Annotated in this window: 16 protein-coding genes; 10 read left to right on the top strand and 6 right to left on the bottom strand. The window is 62.7% G+C overall.

All coding sequences use genetic code 11. The annotated features are described in order from the left end of the window. The first annotated feature begins 105 nt into the window (after nucleotides 1-105). From OCX61_RS11450 to OCX61_RS11460, 3 genes are read left to right on the top strand one after another with little or no spacing between them, the layout of a single operon-like run. Entirely contained in the window at nucleotides 106-1,209 is a 1,104-nt protein-coding gene (locus OCX61_RS11450; protein ID WP_261943897.1) for a polyamine ABC transporter substrate-binding protein, read from the top strand. Nucleotides 1,210-1,245: 36 nt separating this feature from the next. After that, entirely contained in the window at nucleotides 1,246-2,664 is a 1,419-nt protein-coding gene (locus tag OCX61_RS11455) for an aminotransferase (protein WP_261943898.1), read from the top strand. 53 nt (nucleotides 2,665-2,717) lie between these two features. After that, on the top strand, nucleotides 2,718-3,533 hold the full coding sequence (locus tag OCX61_RS11460; protein WP_261943899.1) for a helix-turn-helix transcriptional regulator: 816 nt from the start codon (nucleotides 2,718-2,720) through the stop codon (nucleotides 3,531-3,533). 19 nt (nucleotides 3,534-3,552) lie between these two features. Here OCX61_RS11460 and OCX61_RS11465 read toward each other — a convergent pair whose 3' ends face one another. Together OCX61_RS11465 and OCX61_RS11470 are read right to left on the bottom strand one after the other, a co-directional pair. After that, on the bottom strand, nucleotides 3,553-4,194 hold the full coding sequence (locus OCX61_RS11465; RefSeq protein WP_261943900.1) for a DUF1109 domain-containing protein: 642 nt from the start codon (nucleotides 4,192-4,194) through the stop codon (nucleotides 3,553-3,555). Then, nucleotides 4,181-4,762 carry a sigma-70 family RNA polymerase sigma factor gene (locus OCX61_RS11470; RefSeq protein ID WP_261943901.1) on the bottom strand — a complete coding sequence of 194 codons (582 nt, stop codon included), beginning with the start codon at nucleotides 4,760-4,762 and terminating at the stop codon, nucleotides 4,181-4,183. The genes OCX61_RS11465 and OCX61_RS11470 overlap by 14 nt, the downstream gene beginning before the upstream one ends. 216 nt (nucleotides 4,763-4,978) lie before the next feature. Here OCX61_RS11470 and OCX61_RS11475 point away from each other — a divergent pair, with 216 nt between their 5' ends. Genes OCX61_RS11475 through OCX61_RS11490 form a run of 4 tightly spaced genes read left to right on the top strand, consistent with a single transcriptional unit; the run spans nucleotide 4,979 to nucleotide 7,346 of the window. Then, nucleotides 4,979-5,266, top strand: coding sequence for a BufA1 family periplasmic bufferin-type metallophore (locus OCX61_RS11475; RefSeq protein ID WP_261943902.1), 288 nt, complete (start codon nucleotides 4,979-4,981; stop codon nucleotides 5,264-5,266). 16 nt (nucleotides 5,267-5,282) lie between these two features. Next, the gene (gene bufB, locus OCX61_RS11480) at nucleotides 5,283-6,116 is read left to right on the top strand and encodes an MNIO family bufferin maturase (protein WP_261943903.1); all 834 of its coding nucleotides are present in this window, start codon (nucleotides 5,283-5,285) and stop codon (nucleotides 6,114-6,116) included. After that, nucleotides 6,113-6,868 carry an HvfC/BufC N-terminal domain-containing protein gene (locus OCX61_RS11485; protein ID WP_261943904.1) on the top strand — a complete coding sequence of 252 codons (756 nt, stop codon included), beginning with the start codon at nucleotides 6,113-6,115 and terminating at the stop codon, nucleotides 6,866-6,868. The genes bufB and OCX61_RS11485 overlap by 4 nt, the downstream gene beginning before the upstream one ends. A gap of 10 nt (nucleotides 6,869-6,878) precedes the next feature. After that, a complete protein-coding gene (locus OCX61_RS11490) occupies nucleotides 6,879-7,346 on the top strand; it encodes a DoxX family protein (RefSeq protein ID WP_261943905.1) in 468 nt (155 codons plus the stop codon). Nucleotides 7,347-7,362: 16 nt separating this feature from the next. Here the strand turns inward: OCX61_RS11490 and OCX61_RS11495 are convergent, their stop codons facing one another. Continuing rightward, a complete protein-coding gene (locus OCX61_RS11495) occupies nucleotides 7,363-8,496 on the bottom strand; it encodes an aminotransferase class V-fold PLP-dependent enzyme (RefSeq protein WP_261943906.1) in 1,134 nt (377 codons plus the stop codon). A 187-nt stretch (nucleotides 8,497-8,683) separates the two neighbouring features. On the opposite strand from OCX61_RS11495, the gene OCX61_RS11500 reads away from it, so the two are divergent. The 3 genes from OCX61_RS11500 to OCX61_RS11510 are packed head-to-tail and all read left to right on the top strand — an operon-like array spanning nucleotide 8,684 to nucleotide 11,715. Next, complete coding sequence (locus tag OCX61_RS11500; protein ID WP_261943907.1) at nucleotides 8,684-9,670, top strand: DUF1852 domain-containing protein; 987 nt, start codon at nucleotides 8,684-8,686, stop codon at nucleotides 9,668-9,670. A 27-nt stretch (nucleotides 9,671-9,697) separates the two neighbouring features. Further along, nucleotides 9,698-10,729 (top strand): methionine synthase, encoded by a 1,032-nt coding sequence (locus OCX61_RS11505; RefSeq protein ID WP_261943908.1) that lies wholly within the window; start codon nucleotides 9,698-9,700, stop codon nucleotides 10,727-10,729. A gap of 56 nt (nucleotides 10,730-10,785) precedes the next feature. Then, on the top strand, nucleotides 10,786-11,715 hold the full coding sequence (locus tag OCX61_RS11510; protein ID WP_261943909.1) for a LysR family transcriptional regulator: 930 nt from the start codon (nucleotides 10,786-10,788) through the stop codon (nucleotides 11,713-11,715). Nucleotides 11,716-12,086: 371 nt separating this feature from the next. Here the strand turns inward: OCX61_RS11510 and OCX61_RS11515 are convergent, their stop codons facing one another. From OCX61_RS11515 to OCX61_RS11525, 3 genes are all read right to left on the bottom strand, one after another. Then, nucleotides 12,087-12,446 (bottom strand): cupin domain-containing protein, encoded by a 360-nt coding sequence (locus tag OCX61_RS11515; protein ID WP_261943910.1) that lies wholly within the window; start codon nucleotides 12,444-12,446, stop codon nucleotides 12,087-12,089. Then, nucleotides 12,443-13,036 (bottom strand): GNAT family N-acetyltransferase, encoded by a 594-nt coding sequence (locus OCX61_RS11520; protein WP_261943911.1) that lies wholly within the window; start codon nucleotides 13,034-13,036, stop codon nucleotides 12,443-12,445. The genes OCX61_RS11515 and OCX61_RS11520 overlap by 4 nt, the downstream gene beginning before the upstream one ends. A 373-nt stretch (nucleotides 13,037-13,409) precedes the next feature. Next, on the bottom strand, nucleotides 13,410-15,209 hold the full coding sequence (locus tag OCX61_RS11525) for a sigma-54-dependent Fis family transcriptional regulator (protein WP_261943912.1): 1,800 nt from the start codon (nucleotides 15,207-15,209) through the stop codon (nucleotides 13,410-13,412). Between the last annotated feature and the right edge of the window lie 55 nt (nucleotides 15,210-15,264).

Here is a 15,264-nt window from a genome sequence, read left to right on the forward strand (position 1 = left end):
AATGCGCGACCCCACCCATTCGGGTTATGGCCCCCTGGGCTAATCCCCCGGATAGTGGCTCCATCCGCTCACCCGAGCCGATCCTGATCACACGATGGAGTTGCTATGCGCAAGGCATTGAAGGTGATTTCCAGTCTGTTGCTGTGCTGCAGCGCCACGGCCGCCCTGGCCAACGAGGCAGACACCAGCAACACGCTCAGGTTGTACAACTGGACCGACTACATCGGCGAAAACACCCTCGCCGATTTTGAAAGGCAAACCGGCATCAAGGTGATCTACGACACCTTCGACGGCTACGAGACGGTCCAGACCAAACTCCTCACCGGCCGCTCCGGCTACGACCTGGTGATGCTCAATGGCTCCCTGGTGCCACCGCTGATCAAGGCCGGGGTGTTCCAGCCGCTGGACAAGGCCCGGCTGCCCAGCTGGGCCAACCTCGACCCGCAGGTGGTGCAGAGCCTGCAGGCCTTCGACCCCGGCATGCGCTACTCGGCGCCGTATACCTGGGGCAGCTCCGGCATCACCTACAACGTCGACAAGATCAGGCAGCGCATGCCCGACGCCCCCATCGGCTCGCTGGCCATGCTGTTCGACCCGAAAGTCGTCTCGCGCTTCGCCGACTGCGGGGTGACCGTGATGGACGCGCCCAGCGAAGTGATCCCGCTGGCCCTCAAGTACCTTGGCAAAGACCCGCAGAGTGCTAAGCCGGCAGACCTGAAGGCTGCCCAGGACGTGCTCATGGGCATCCGCCCCTACATCAAGAAGTTCGATTCGGTGAACTACCTCACCAGCCTGCCCAACGGGGACGTGTGCATGGCCCTGACCTGGTCCGGCGACTACGCCACGGCCCAGGCCCGCGCGGTGGAGGCGAAGAAGGACATCAACCTGGCGTTCTTCATTCCCAAGGAAGGCTCACTGATCTGGTTCGACAGCCTCTACCTGCCCAACGATGCCCCCCACGTGGCCAACGCCCACCGTTTCATCGAATACCTGCTGCAACCCAAGACCATGGCCGATGTGACCAACTACATCCACTACGCCAACAGCAACGCGGCCGCCACGCCCCTGGTGCAGGCCGACATCCGCAACGACCCGGCGATCTACCCCGACCCGCAGACCCGCGAGCGTCTGTTCACCCAGAAGTCCCAGGACCCGCAGGCCATGCGCGCCATCACCCGGGTCTGGAGCACGGTCAAGACCGGCATCTGACACCTTTCACCGTACCGATCCGACAAGGAATTGCTTATGGCTACCCCGACTCGCCCATTGGCCGCCACCCCGATCAACGACCTGCTGGTGAAAGCCGACAAAGCCCACTACATGCACGGCTACCACATGTTCGACGAGCACGCCGAGCAGGGAGCGCTGAACATCCAGGCCGGTGACGGCGCCTACATCCACGATACCCAGGGCAACCGCTTCCTCGACGCCGTTGGCGGCATGTGGTGCACCAACATCGGCCTGGGCCGCGAGGAAATGGCCCTGGCCATCGCCGACCAGGTGCGCCAGCTGGCCTATTCCAACCCGTTCTCGGACATGGCCAACCCGAAAGCCATCGAGCTGTGCCAGAAGCTTGCCAGCCTGGCGCCGGGCGACCTCGATCACGTATTCCTCACCACCGGCGGCTCCACGGCGGTGGACACCGCCTACCGGCTGATCCAGTACTACCAGAACTGCCGCGGCAAGCCGCACAAGAAGCACGTGATCGCCCGCTACAACGCCTACCACGGCTCCACCTGCCTGACCATGTCGATCGGCAACAAGGCCGCCGACCGGGTGCCGGAATTCGACTACGCCCACGAGCTGATCCACCATGTCTCCAACCCCAACTTCTACCGCGCGGCAGACGACATGGACGAGGCCGAGTTCCTCGACTTCCTGGTGGCCGAGTTCGAGGACAAGATCCTCTCCCTGGGTGCGGACAACGTCGCGGCCTTCTTCGCCGAGCCGATCATGGGTTCGGGCGGGGTGATCATCCCGCCCAAGGACTATTTCCAGCGCATGTGGCAGGTGTGCCAGACCTACGACATCCTCTTCGTCGCCGATGAGGTGGTCACTTCGTTCGGCCGCCTGGGCACCTTCTTCGCCTCCGAAGCACTGTTCGGCGTCACCCCGGACATCATCACCACCGCCAAGGGCCTGACCTCGGCCTACCTGCCACTGGGCGCGTGCATCTTCTCCGAGCGCATCTGGAAGGTCATCGCCGAGCCGGGCAAGGGCCGCTGCTTCACCCACGGCTTCACCTACAGCGGGCACCCGGTGTGCTGCGTGGCGGCGCTGAAGAACATCGAGATCATCGAGCGGGAAAACCTGCTGGCCCACGTCAACGATGTCGGCAGCTACCTGGAGCAGCGCCTGCAGACCCTGGCCGAGCTGCCATTGGTAGGCCAGGTGCGCTGCATGAAGCTGATGGCCTGTGTCGAATTCGTCGCCAACAAGCAGACCAAGGCCCTGTTCCCGGACGCGGTGAACATCGGCGAGCGCATCCACGTGCGGGCCCAGGCGAAGGGGCTGCTGGTACGCCCGATCATGCACCTGAACGTGATGTCGCCACCGCTGATCATCACCCATGCCCAGGTGGACGAGATCGTCGCTACCCTGCGCAGCTGCATAATCGAGGCGGCGCAGGAACTGACCGAACAGGGCCTGTATCACGGCCAATGATCGACTTGCAGCCAAAGATGCACGCGCATGCCCCGGCCGGTAGACTGCGGGGCATGAGCCGAGCACACGAAAACACCACAATAAACCTGCCGTTTCATGCCCTGCAGCAATGGCACAGCGCCCTGCAACAGGCCTTCGCCCACAGCGAGGGCCCGGACGCGCTGAGCTGGCTGGCGGCAGCCATCAGCCAGCTGGTGGCCGCCGAATCGATGCTGATCAGCCTTGAGCGCAAGGGCCAGCCACCACAGCTGCTGTACCAGCAGGGCATTCCGCACCGTTACCACGAGGCGGTGCTGGAGCGCTATTTCGCCGCGGGTTACCTGCTTGACCCGTTCTGCCTGGCGGTGGAGAAGGGCCTGGCCCAAGGCTTCTACCACCTGGAAGACATCGCCCCGGACAACTTCTTCGACAGCGACTACTACAAGACCTATTACCTGGGCACCGGCTGCAGCGAGGACAGCTACTTCATCGTCGACCTGGGCAATGACAGCAAGATCTCCCTGAGCCTGTTCCAGGGCTGCAGCGGTGCACGCCTGGGCGTGGCGCAGCTGCACCTGTTGCAGGCAGTGGAACCGATGGTGCGCGAGCTGCTGATGCGTTTTGCCCGGCACGGGCTGGCGCAGCAGCCGGAAGCGAAAGGGAGCGTGCAGGCTGCGTTCGACAGTTTCGGTTGCGGGGTGCTGACCGAGCGCGAGCGGCAAGTGGCGCAGATGGTGCTGCAGGGGCATTCGGTGAAATCCACGGCCCACGAGCTGGGCATTTCGCCAGAGACAGTGCGGATGCACCGCAAGAACCTCTACCTGAAGCTGGAAATCAACTCGCAATCGGAGCTGTTTGCCCAGTTCATCAGCTGGTTGCGGCGCGACTGAGCAATGCTTGCGGGCAGGCTCACCAGCGCAGCAGCCGTGGCCCCAGCCACGCGCCGAGTGCGGTTGGCAGCAGCATGCCGAGGACGTACCACAGGCCCCAGAACGGCACGCCCATCTCCGGGCAGTGCAGGCAGTAGGCCAAGGTCGCCGTAGACCCGGCCAGCAGGCCGCCTGCTGCGCCGGCCTGGCGCAAGCGGGTCGGTGCCAGGCCGCGCAAGGCCCAGAACACACTCACCAGCCCCGGCAGCGACAGCAAGGTAATGTTCAGCGCACAGGTGCGCCAGGTGCGGCCGAACAGCAGGTCGGCGCGCGCCTCGAGGGGGGCGCCGGCAAGGCTGAGCGCCGCGCCCAGCCACAGCAGCAGCAGGGGCAGGCCAAGCAGCCCCCAGGCCATGCCACCGCGCACGCCGGGCCTTGCCAGCCGGCTGGTCAGCCACAGCCCGAGCACCGCCAGGCTGCTGGGCAAGGCCACCTTGGCCCAGAACAGCGGGGTGCGCGCCACCTCGGCAAGGTCGCTGCGCACACCGTAGAGGGCCACGGTCATCAGCACGGCCGCCAGCATGCCCAGCAGCATGGCCAGCCCCAGGCGCCTGCCGGTTGCGTTGTGCTGTACCGGGCCTTCGCCTGCGGCCAGCAGGCTGATCAGCTCATCGGTCTTCATGCTTGCCTCCAATCAACCTGGCCAGTGCCTTCAGGCCGCGATGTATGCCCACTTTGACCGCAGAGCTGGAAAGCCCGGTCAGTTGTGCGGTTTCTTCCACCGACAGCCCCTGCAGCTTGACGTGGACGATCGGCAGGCGCTGACGCGCCGGCAGTTGCTCCAGCAGCCTGGCCAGGTCCCGGCTGGCTTCGGCCGGCTCGGCATCGCTGCTGGCGAACAGTTCGGCATCGTCATCCAGTGGCGCGTTGTGCGCATCGATGCGGGCCCGGTTGCGCAGGTAATCGACCAGCTTGTAGCGGGCGATCGCCTGCACCCAGGCGGTCAACGGCTGTTGTGCCTGGTAAGTATGCCGCGCGTTGTGCACCGCCAGCAGCACCTCCTGCAGCAGGTCCTCGATCTCGGCCGGGCGATTGGCCAGGCGCCGGCGCAGAAACGCCCGGATATGCAGCGCCAGGGCCGCAAGAAATGCCCGGTAGGCCTGCGCATCGCCCGCGAGCCCACCCAGCAGCAAAGTTTGCAGCTGGGCCTCGCGCGCCTCGAGTACTGCCTGTGAGTTAGTTCGCTGCATGGGCCGCCTGGGTTACACCCTGGGTGCATTTACTGTGAGCCGACCGTTAGCGATGCATGGCACCCACGCATGCGCCCCCTGGATTGAAACGTTAGGTCGCCGCAGCCAGTTGAGCGAAAAATTTTTCCAGGGCTGTAACCCGATCCGCGCACGCCGCGAACTACTCCATGAGCCGCCGGTAAAAATGCCACGGCCACAGACCCAGGAGACTTCCACATGAAAACCTTAGCCCTCGCCACCGCCGCCCTGGCCCTCGCTTCGCTGGCAAGCGCCGCCCTGGCGGCCACCCCGACCCAGCCAGCCGGCAGCGGCGCCGCCATGGAAAAATGCTACGGCGTCGCCATGGCCGGCAAGAACGATTGCAAGGCCGGTGCCGGTACCACCTGTGCCGGTTCTGCGAAGAAGGATTACGACGGCATGCACTGGAAAAACGTCCCGGCCGGCACCTGCACCTCGATCAAGACCCCGGCCGGCATGGGTTCGCTGACACCGATCAAGTCCTGAGCAGGGGAGGCCGACCATGAACGGCAATCTACCGTTGGGCGCCGGCATCGGGCTCAAGGCCGAGCACTATGCCCAGGCGCTCGCGTGCCGCGCCGAGGGGCTCTGGTACGAGGTCCACCCGGAGAACTACATGGTCGGCGGCCCGCGCCTTGCCTGGTTGATGCGCATCGCTGAGCGCCATCCGCTGTCGCTGCACGGGGTGGCGCTGTCGCTGGCGGCCGATGCCGACCCGGACCCGCTGCACCTGCAGCGTTTGCGCACGCTGATCGACCAGGCCCGGCCGGTGCTGGTGTCCGAGCACCTGGCCTGGTCGACCTGGCGCGGTGCCTATCACCCCGACCTGTTGCCATTCCCGCGCAACAGCGAGGCCCTGGTCCGCATCACCCGCAACATCCAGCGCAGCCAGGAAGCGTTGGGGCGGCGGATCTCGATCGAGAACCCCAGCCACTACCTGCAGCTGGACGGGCACGACTGGGATGAGATCGATTTCCTTGCCGAGCTGGCCCGGCGCACCGGCTGCGGCTTGCTGCTGGACGTCAACAACGTGTACGTCAGTGCCCACAACCTGGGCTTCAGTGCCAGTGACTACCTGGACCGTTTTCCGGCGCAGGCCATCAGCGAAGTGCACCTGGCGGGTTACAGCCATGATGCGCAAGGCAGTTTGTTGATCGACTCCCATGATGCGCGCATCGCCGAGCCGGTCTGGGCGCTTTACCGGCGCCTGATCGCACGAATCGGCCCGCGCCCGACACTGGTCGAGCGTGATGGCAATGTTCCGCCTTTCACCGAGCTGCTGGGCGAACGCGCCGTGGCCCAGTCGGCCCTGAGTGGCCCGGGAGTGCAGCCATGAACCTGACCTTGAGCGAGTTTCAGGACGCCTTCGTTGCAGCCTTGCAGGGGCGCCCGGCACCGGGCCTGGCGGCGCTCACCAGGCAGCCGGCGTTCGCGGTGTACCGCAACACGGTCATGGCCGGTTGCGTGGAGGCATTGTGTGCCAACTTCCCCAGCGTCCTGACCCTGGTCGGGCGCGAATGGATGGAGGCTGTGGCGGCGGCCTACGCAGGGCAAATGCCGCCCGGCGATCCCCGGCTGATCCATTACGGCGCAGGCTTCGCCGACTTTCTCGAACAGGCGCAGGCACAACATGGCGTGCCGTACCTGGCCGCGGTTGCGCGGCTGGATACCTGCTGGAACGAGGCCTTCAGCGCAGTCGATGCACCTTGCCTCGACCTTGCCGAGCTGGCCGGCATGACGGCCGGCGACCTTGCGCGTAGCGTCTTGTACCCCCGTGACAATGCCCGCTGGCACTGGTGCGCGGAGCACCCGGCCTACCGCCTGTGGCGCTGCGGCCGCGAGCAGCTGGAGTGGGCAGACGATCAGCCCTGGGACGGCGAAGGCGTGCTGTTCGTCGGCAGCCCCGAGGGCGTCAGCCACCAGCCGTTGGAGCAGGGCGGTTGTGCGTTCCTGCAAGCCTGCGCAGCCGGGCAGCCCCTTGAACAGGCCTCATCGTTTGCCCAACACACCCAACCGGACCTGGACTTCAGCGACCTGCTCGGCCGCCTGATCAGTGCACAGGTCTTCTGCCCGCTGAGCTTTCCCTGAGGAAACCACCATGGACCACGTCCACCCCACGCCTTTGGCCAGCAACCTGCGGCACGCCTGGAACCGGCTTGCCGAGTCCCTGCAACAGCACCTGAGCGACAGCGTACTGTGCCTGGTTGCGCGGTTCGGCATTGCCTCGGTGTTCTTCCTTTCCGGGCGCACCAAGGTCGAAGGCTTGCTGACCATCACGCCGAGCACTTACGAGCTGTTTCGCACCGAGTATGCCTTGCCGCTGATTTCCCCCTGGCTGGCGGCACACCTGGCCACCTACGCCGAGCACCTGTTCTCGCTGCTGCTGGTGCTGGGCCTGATGACCCGCCTGTCGGCGCTGGCACTGCTGGGCATGACCACGGTGATCGAGGTGTTCGTCTACCCCGATGCCTGGCCCACCCACCTGACCTGGGCAGGGTTGCTGCTGCTGTTGATCGCGCGCGGGGCGGGCAGGCTGTCCCTGGATCACTTGCTGAAGGTGCGCTGATCGCCAACTTCGCCGCTCAGCTCACCATCACTTCGTCCAGTGCCTGCTCAAGGATGCTCACCGTGCGCTCGATGTTGTGCAGTTTTTCAAGCCCGAACAGACCGATGCGGAAGGTCTGGAAATCGGCTGGCTCGTCACATTGCAGCGGCACGCCGGCGGCTATCTGCAGGCCGTGCTCGGCAAATTTCCTGCCGGTCTTGATGTCGGCATCATCGGTGTAGCTCACCACCACGCCTGGGGCCTGAAAGCCGGCCGCGGCCACGATCTTGATGCCCTTGCCAGCCAGCATGGCACGCACCCGATCGCCCAGCGCCTGTTGTTCGTGGCGCAGCTTGTCGAAACCGTAGGCTTGCATCTCGTTCATGACGTCGTTGAAGCGCGCCAGTGAATCGCTGGGCATGGTCGCATGGTAGGCATGGCCGCCCTGTTCGTAGGCCTGCATGATCTGCAGCCACTTTTTCAGGTCGCAGGCAAAGCTGCTGCTCTGGGTCTGCGCGATGCGCTCGAGGGCCAAGGCGCTGAGCATCACCAGGGCGCAGCAAGGGGAGGCGCTCCAGCCTTTCTGGGGGGCGCTGATCAGCAGGTCGACTGCGCACTTCTGCATATCGACCCACAGCGTGCCGGAGGCGATGCAGTCCAGCACGAACAGGCCGCCAACCGCATGCACGGCGTCGCCAACGGCCCGCAGGTAATCGTCGGGCAGGATCATCCCGGAGGAGGTTTCGACGTGGGGGGCGAAGACTACCTGCGGCTTGTGCGTCTGAATGGCCGCCAGCACTTCGTCCAGAGGGGGCGGGGCGTAGGCCGCCTGGCGCCCCGTGTCGATCGGCCGGGCTTTCAGCACCGTGGTGGCCGCCGGGATGTTGCCCATCTCAAGGATCTGGCTCCAGCGATAACTGAACCAGCCGTTGCGTATCACCAGGCATTGCTGGCCGTTGGCAAACTGTCGCGCTACCGCCTCCATGCCGAAGGTACCGCTGCCCGGGACTACCGCAACGGCCTGGGCGTTGTAGACCTGTTTCAGGGTCCTGGAAATGTTTTTCATCACGCCTTGAAAGGCCTGCGACATGTGATTGAGCGAACGGTCGGTGTACACCACCGAGTACTCGACCAGGCCCTCGGGATCAATACTGGGATAAAGCTTTGACATGGGGTAACTCCTTCACCAGAGAAGGTTCAGCATAGACCACAGCCTGCACTTCAACGGTAGCTGCAGCGCCTGTCATGAGCGTGGCTAAAGGTTCTGTGAAATCAATTCAGTTCCACGCGAACAGCCCCTCAACCTAGAATGCGCACCCATAAGAGATTAATTAAATATTTGAGTGAGACGGTCGATCATGACGCCCACACATTTCAAGTTTTTCATCAAGAGCATCCGTTTTGACGAAAACTATCGTCCTGCGGAAACAACGCGTATCACTACCAACTTCGCCAATTTGGCCAGAGGCGCGAGCCGTCAGCAGAATTTGCGTAACACGTTGAAGATGATCGACAACCGTTTCAACACCCTGGCGCACTGGGACAATCCTGCCGGGGACCGTTACAGGGTCGAGCTTGAAATTGTTTCTGTCGCAATGAACATGGGGGATGAGCGCCGCGATCACGCGCTACCCTTGATTGAAATGCTGAAAACGAACATTGTCGATCGCACCACCGGTCAGCGCATCACGGGCATGGTCGGCAACAATTTCTCTTCTTATGTGCGCGATTACGACTTCAGTGTATTACTGCTGCAGCACAATAAAGACCAGGCAGCCTTCAGCACGCCTGAGCACTTTGGTGAACTGCACGGTAAGTTGTTCAAATGCTTCGTCAACTCAACGGCGTATAAAGAACATTTTGCCAAGCCACCGGTTATCTGCCTGAGCGTTTCGAGCAGCCGAACGTATCGTCGAACTGAAAACCAGCACCCGGTACTGGGCGTTGAATATCAGCAAGATGAAGACTCGCTGACGGATGAGTATTTCGAAAAAATGGGCCTGAAGGTGCGTTACTTCATGCCGCCGAACAGTGTTGCGCCCTTGGCGTTTTATTTTTCTGGTGACTTGCTCGGCGACTACACGGCGCTGGAACTGATCAGCACCATCAGCACCATGGATACGTTCCAGAAGATCTATCGGCCCGAGATCTACAACGCGAATTCTGCTGCAGGCAAGTCTTACCAGCCCAGCTTGCAGCATCAGGATTACTCATTGACGCGGATCGTCTATGACCGCGAGGAGCGTAGCCGGCTGGCCATCGAACAGGGGCGCTTTGTCGAGGAGCACTTCATCAAGCCTTACCACGATGTGCTCGCGCAGTGGTCCGCTCATTACGCGGCTTGAATTACCCGGCATACAAGGTCATACACCATGAAAAAACTGCTACCCACTTCCACTGCCGGCAGCTTGCCGAAACCTTCCTGGCTCGCTCAACCCGAGACGCTCTGGTCACCCTGGAAGTTGCAAGACGAGGCATTGGCTGAAGGCAAACAGGATGCCCTGCGCCTGGCCCTGCAAGAGCAGCAGCACGCCGGCATCGATATCGTCAGTGACGGCGAGCAGACGCGCCAGCACTTTGTCACCACCTTCATCGAGCACCTGAGCGGCGTTGACTTCGACCAGCGCAAGACCGTCAGGATCCGTGACCGCTATGATGCGAGCGTGCCGACAGTAGTGGGCGCCGTTGCGCGGCAAAAGCCGGTGTTTGTCGAAGATGCCAGGTTCCTGCGCCAGCAGACCCGGCAACCGATCAAGTGGGCGCTGCCAGGCCCCATGACCATGATCGATACGCTGTATGACAGCCATTACAAGAGCCGTGAAAAACTGGCCTGGGAGTTCGCCACGATCCTCAACCAGGAGGCGCGGGAGCTGGAGGCCGCTGGCGTTGACATCATTCAGTTCGATGAGCCGGCTTTCAATGTCTTCTTCGACGAGGTCAATGACTGGGGTGTAGCCACCCTGGAGAGGGCGGTCGAAGGCCTGAAGTGTGAAACGGCGGTGCATATCTGCTATGGCTATGGCATCAAGGCCAACACCGACTGGAAGAAGACCCTGGGTTCGCAGTGGCGGCAATATGAACAAGCCTTCCCCAAGCTTGCGAAGTCCAGCATCGACATCATCTCGCTGGAATGCCACAACTCCCATGTCCCGATGGACCTGCTCGAACTCATCCGTGGCAAGAAAGTGATGGTCGGTGCCATCGATGTCGCCAACCACGCGATTGAAACCCCTGAGGAAGTCGCCAATACCCTGCGCAAGGCATTGCAATTCGTCGATGCCGACAAGCTCTACCCTTGCACCAACTGTGGCATGGCGCCGCTACCGCGTCGGGTCGCGAGCGGCAAGCTGCGCGCCTTGAGTGCAGGGGCAGAGATCGTTCGCAGCGAACTCTCGCGCAAGTGACGAACCTCGACCGTCAGGATGATAGCGATTATTTACGCCGAACTTGCCTGCTGCCCATGATCGATCTGAGACACCTGCGCACCCTGCATGCCTTGCGCGAAACCGACAGCATGCCTGAAGCCGCCGAGCGCCTTCACCTGACCCAGTCGGCGCTGTCGCATCAGTTCCGGGAGCTGGAAAGCCGTGTCGGCATGGCGGTGTTCGTGCGCAAGTCCAAACCGGTACGCTTCACCACTGCGGGCCTCAAGCTGCTGCAACTGGCCGACCAAGTGCTGCCGCTGATCCGTACCACCGAGCGCAACTTGAGCAAGCTGGCCAACGGCACGGCCGATCGCCTGCACATCGCGATCGAGTGCCACAGCTGCTACCAGTGGCTGATGCCGTCGCTGGATGCGTTTCGCAGTGCCTGGCCGGAGGTTGAACTGGACCTGGCCTCGGGCTTGTCGTTCGCGCCGCTGCCGGCCCTTGAGCGCGGCGACCTCGACCTGGTGGTGACTTCCGACCCGCTGACCTTGCCGGGTATTACCTACGTGCCGCTGTTCGGCTATGAGGCCCTGCTGGCCATCGACAAGCATCATGCCCTGTGCGCAAAACCGTATGTGCAACCTGCCGATATCGCCGGCCAGACCTTGATCACCTACCCGATCGAGCGCAGCCGCCTGGACATCTTCACTGGCTTCCTCGACCCGGCCGATATCGAGCCGGCTCAGGTACGTACTGCAGAGATGACCGTCATGATGATGCAACTGGTGGCCAGCGGCCGGGGTGTGTGCTGCCTGCCAAACTGGGCGGTGCATGAGTACACCTCGCGGGGCTATGTGGTCGCCAGGCGCCTGGGCGAAAAAGGCTTGCAGGCGACGCTGTACGCGGCGGTGCGCAGCGACATGCTCGAAGTGCCTTTCATGAGTGATTTCCTGCTCACTGCAAAGGACATTTCCTTTGCGACCTTGGAAGGAGTCAATGCCGCGTCGAGCATTGCTACCTGACGGGTAGTGCCTTCAAACAGGGCAGAGGCTGATAACCGCCAGGAATCGAAATCAGCTGTTCGGGTGACCGCTTGCGACCCGAAGCCGCCAGTGAAGTTGGCAGTGATTCTGTGGGAGCGGGCTTGCCCCGCGAAGGGGCCGGCCCATGTAAAGCAGATGCATGGCACGGGCTGCGCCCGTATTCGCGGGGCAAGCCCGCTCCCACAAAGATCGCCTCTGAGCTTACGGGCAGTCATGGGCCGAAGGCAGTGATCCTCGACCGACAGCTTTCGACCCATGGCTGCCAGTGAGGTTGGCAGTGATTCTGTGGGAGCGGGCTTGCCCTGCGAAGAGGCCGGCCCATGAGATGCAGTTGAAACGCGACCCCGCGTCTAGTTCGCAGGCAAGAGGATCACGAAGTTCTTTTTCATATCTTCCAGCACGGTCCATTTGCCCTTGGCGCCCGGTTCGATGATGAACGTGTCGCCGGCGGTCAGTGTGACGGGGGCGCACCCGTCAAGCTCGATGACGCAGCAGCCACTCAGCACATGGCAGAACTCCCAAACTTTGTAGTCGATGCGCCACGCTCCGGTGCTGGCTTCCCATTCTCCGGAAATGCGACCTTGCTGTTCATCGTGATAGTACTTGGACGTCAGCGTGTGAGGGGTGCCTTCCACGACCTCTTCAAAAAAGGGAAGGTCGCGCACCGGTTGGATATCCAGTTCGCGGAACACGGTGAGTTTCTTGTTCATGGTTTTTTCTCGAGCACGTTGGGGTTAGGGCGATACATCAAATAGGCTTCACCGGTGACGCCCAGCATCGGGTGCGCAACGATCTGGCAGGTTTTAACAATCTGAAAACCGTGACGTTCGTAGAAGCGGCGTGCACCGTGGTTTTCTGCATAATCGATCAGGCATAGCCCATCCAGGCCAGAATCCTCAGCGCGCTGCTGGGCGTGGTGAAGAAACTGGACGCCCAGCCCCTGGCTGCGCCAGGCCTCATCCAGGGCCAGGCTGGATATGTACAAGGTGTCGGGTATTTCCATGTCGGAGTACGGCGCGAGGACCGGGTCTGTCTCGACCGGCCTGTCAGGGGTCTCGCGCAAGGCATAGCTATGCATCATTCCGATGACGCGCCCTTCGAAAGTGGCCATCAGGCAGTTCTTGTAGGAAAAGTCGCCCTGTTCCCTGGCATAGCGAGACGCACCGACACTCAGCAATGCTTCTCCAGGTGCGGCAAGCTTGCTCCATATGTAATCGGCCATGCCTTCCGATGTCAGTTGAAAGAAGCGCGCAATATCTTGTGCGTCCGAGGCTTGAGCGGGTCTGAAGTCGATAGGCATGTACAGTGCTCTTATGGGATCGGGTGGTTGGTTTTCAAGGATTACGCCTTTGACAGGGTGGCAGGGTAGGCGGGTTGGACGGTTGCCATCATGCTCTGGGCGAACACTGTCAGTACGGCGTGCGACGTTGCCCCATGCTCAAAGGCATGTGGCGGTCCAATGGCTCAGGCCTGGAGAATCGATCGTGCAGTTGCCGGAGGTGGTGAGGCGAGAAGCGCGGCGACAGGTACTTCCGTGACGGGATGGCCGAAATCAGAGCAGGTTGTGTCCGTATGGGGTCGTATGCCACGAAAGGCAGCTACCGACCCAAAGCCGCCACTCGCGGTGGGTGGGGTTTCGCTAAGAAGAGGGAACGCCTGCGGCAGCAGTCATATCACTGAGAACCCAACCTGGCCAGGCGCTTGTACAATGTGGTACGGGAGATGCCGAGCTCTTTGGCGGCAGCGCTGACGTTTCCGGAATGGGCCAGTAGTACGCGCTCAATGACGTCTCGAGTGGCATCGGCCAGGTTGCCAGAGACCGCTATGGCCCCGCACTGCAGTTCATCAGGCAGGTGTCGCATGCCGATGCATGGTTCGCCGACGGCTAATACCCCGACGAGACGCGCGACGTTTTCCAGTTGCCGCAGGTTGCCCGGCCAGTGATAGACCTGCAGTTGTCGCCGGGCCTCGGGCGCCAGCGGCGGGACGCCCGGGCGCTGGAAAAAGCTGTCGATCAGTTGCACCTTGTCCAGCCGGTGCTCCAGTGCGGGCAAAGCTACGCGCATGCCGTCCAGACGGTAAAAAAGGTCTTCGCGAAAACCACCGCTGCTCACCAGGCTGGCCAGGTCCTTGTGCGTGGCGGCGATCACGTGGGCTTTCAGTGGTACCGTACTGGTGCTGCCGACGCGGGTGATCTGTCGCTCCTGCAAGGCCCGCAGAAGGCGGCTTTGCAGAGGCAACGGCATGTCGCCAATTTCGTCCAGCAGCAGGATACCGTTGCCGGCGGACTCCATCAGGCCCATGGCACCGCCTTTACGCGCGCCGGTGAAACTGCCCTCGGTGTAGCCGAACAGCTCGGCTTCGATCAGGCTTTCGGGCAGGGCGGCGCAGTTGATGGCTACGAACGGGGCCTGCGGGCAGCAGTGTGCATGCAGCGCTTTGGCGAACACTTCCTTGCCAGAGCCGGTCGGCCCGGTGATCAGCACCGGCAGGTTGCCGGCCACGGCCTTACAGGCATCCTCGAAGCGCGCGTTGACCCGCCGGTCGCTGCCCAGTGTCGTGCTGCTGGGCCGCAACGACCGTGCCTTGGCGGTGGGCTGCGCAAGTAGCCGGCCATACAGGCGTGAGCCATCGGCCAGGGCCAGCAGCTGTGTCGAGCCGTCCAGGCCGTTGTGGCTGGGGCGGTCGAACAGTTGGTCCAGGGTCAGACGTTCAGGGCGGTAACTCGGTACACCCAGCAACTGTTGCGCGGCACGGTTGGCCGCATGCACCGTACCATCGTCATGCACCGCCAACAGCGCCTGCAGCGGCGACCCGAGCAGTCTGGGATCGTGTTGCAATTCGAGGATGCGGCAACCCTGCATTTTGAGGAAGAAGTTGTTTTCGGTAGCCAGCGCGGCGTGTTTGAGTCGTTCGAGCATGGTGCCGGCGTTACGGGTGCCGATGCCGGTCAGGTCCAGCGCCCCGAGCAGCTCGCCATTGACCCCGCGCAACGGCACGCTGACGCAGAAAAACTCGGCAAACTCCTGCAGATAGTGCTGGTTGCCAGCTACGATCGCCGGCAGGCCATCCATCAGCGTGCAGGCCGGGGCAGTAGTGCCGACATCGGCTTCGCTGACCCGGCGCCCGATGTGCAGTGCCGACAGAGGGCCGTCGATGCCCGCTGGTTTGCGCGTCTGGACGATACGGTTGTCCGGATTAACGCAAAACAGCATCCAATGCGAATCGCCAATCAGCTCCCACAGCCGCTCCAGTTCTGGCTGCACGCAGGCGGCCAGCTGACTGTCGGCCTCGGTCAGTGGCAGTACATCCAGCTGGCCTTGGGCCAGGCGCGGTTGCCACGGACTGAGGCCGGCGGCGCGGGAACGTTCCCACGAGCGCTCGATTGGCTCGGGCAGAAGTCCCGCTGGTAATGGCAGGCCTTCGGCAAACTGCCGGCGGGCACTATGCAACTGCAGCTGTAGGCGATCCATGAGTACACCTTTTGAGGGTTGGCGGCACGCTACTGATTGCGCACGTTGCGCCGCT

The organism is Pseudomonas sp. LRP2-20 (genome assembly GCF_024349685.1).
Taxonomy (GTDB): Bacteria; Pseudomonadota; Gammaproteobacteria; order Pseudomonadales; family Pseudomonadaceae; genus Aquipseudomonas.

Bases quoted from the DNA above. Each gene is read 5' to 3' on its own strand.
- OCX61_RS11450 (WP_261943897.1), top strand. From the start codon at position 106: ATGCGCAAGGCATTGAAGGTGATTTCCAGTCTGTTGCTGTGCTGCAGC.
- OCX61_RS11455 (WP_261943898.1), top strand. From the start codon at position 1,246: ATGGCTACCCCGACTCGCCCATTGGCCGCCACCCCGATCAACGACCTG.
- OCX61_RS11460 (WP_261943899.1), top strand. From the start codon at position 2,718: ATGAGCCGAGCACACGAAAACACCACAATAAACCTGCCGTTTCATGCC.
- OCX61_RS11465 (WP_261943900.1), bottom strand. From the start codon at position 4,194: ATGAAGACCGATGAGCTGATCAGCCTGCTGGCCGCAGGCGAAGGCCCG.
- OCX61_RS11470 (WP_261943901.1), bottom strand. From the start codon at position 4,762: ATGCAGCGAACTAACTCACAGGCAGTACTCGAGGCGCGCGAGGCCCAG.
- OCX61_RS11475 (WP_261943902.1), top strand. From the start codon at position 4,979: ATGAAAACCTTAGCCCTCGCCACCGCCGCCCTGGCCCTCGCTTCGCTG.
- bufB (WP_261943903.1), top strand. From the start codon at position 5,283: ATGAACGGCAATCTACCGTTGGGCGCCGGCATCGGGCTCAAGGCCGAG.
- OCX61_RS11485 (WP_261943904.1), top strand. From the start codon at position 6,113: ATGAACCTGACCTTGAGCGAGTTTCAGGACGCCTTCGTTGCAGCCTTG.
- OCX61_RS11490 (WP_261943905.1), top strand. From the start codon at position 6,879: ATGGACCACGTCCACCCCACGCCTTTGGCCAGCAACCTGCGGCACGCC.
- OCX61_RS11495 (WP_261943906.1), bottom strand. From the start codon at position 8,496: ATGTCAAAGCTTTATCCCAGTATTGATCCCGAGGGCCTGGTCGAGTAC.
- OCX61_RS11500 (WP_261943907.1), top strand. From the start codon at position 8,684: ATGACGCCCACACATTTCAAGTTTTTCATCAAGAGCATCCGTTTTGAC.
- OCX61_RS11505 (WP_261943908.1), top strand. From the start codon at position 9,698: ATGAAAAAACTGCTACCCACTTCCACTGCCGGCAGCTTGCCGAAACCT.
- OCX61_RS11510 (WP_261943909.1), top strand. From the start codon at position 10,786: ATGATCGATCTGAGACACCTGCGCACCCTGCATGCCTTGCGCGAAACC.
- OCX61_RS11515 (WP_261943910.1), bottom strand. From the start codon at position 12,446: ATGAACAAGAAACTCACCGTGTTCCGCGAACTGGATATCCAACCGGTG.
- OCX61_RS11520 (WP_261943911.1), bottom strand. From the start codon at position 13,036: ATGCCTATCGACTTCAGACCCGCTCAAGCCTCGGACGCACAAGATATT.
- OCX61_RS11525 (WP_261943912.1), bottom strand. From the start codon at position 15,209: ATGGATCGCCTACAGCTGCAGTTGCATAGTGCCCGCCGGCAGTTTGCC.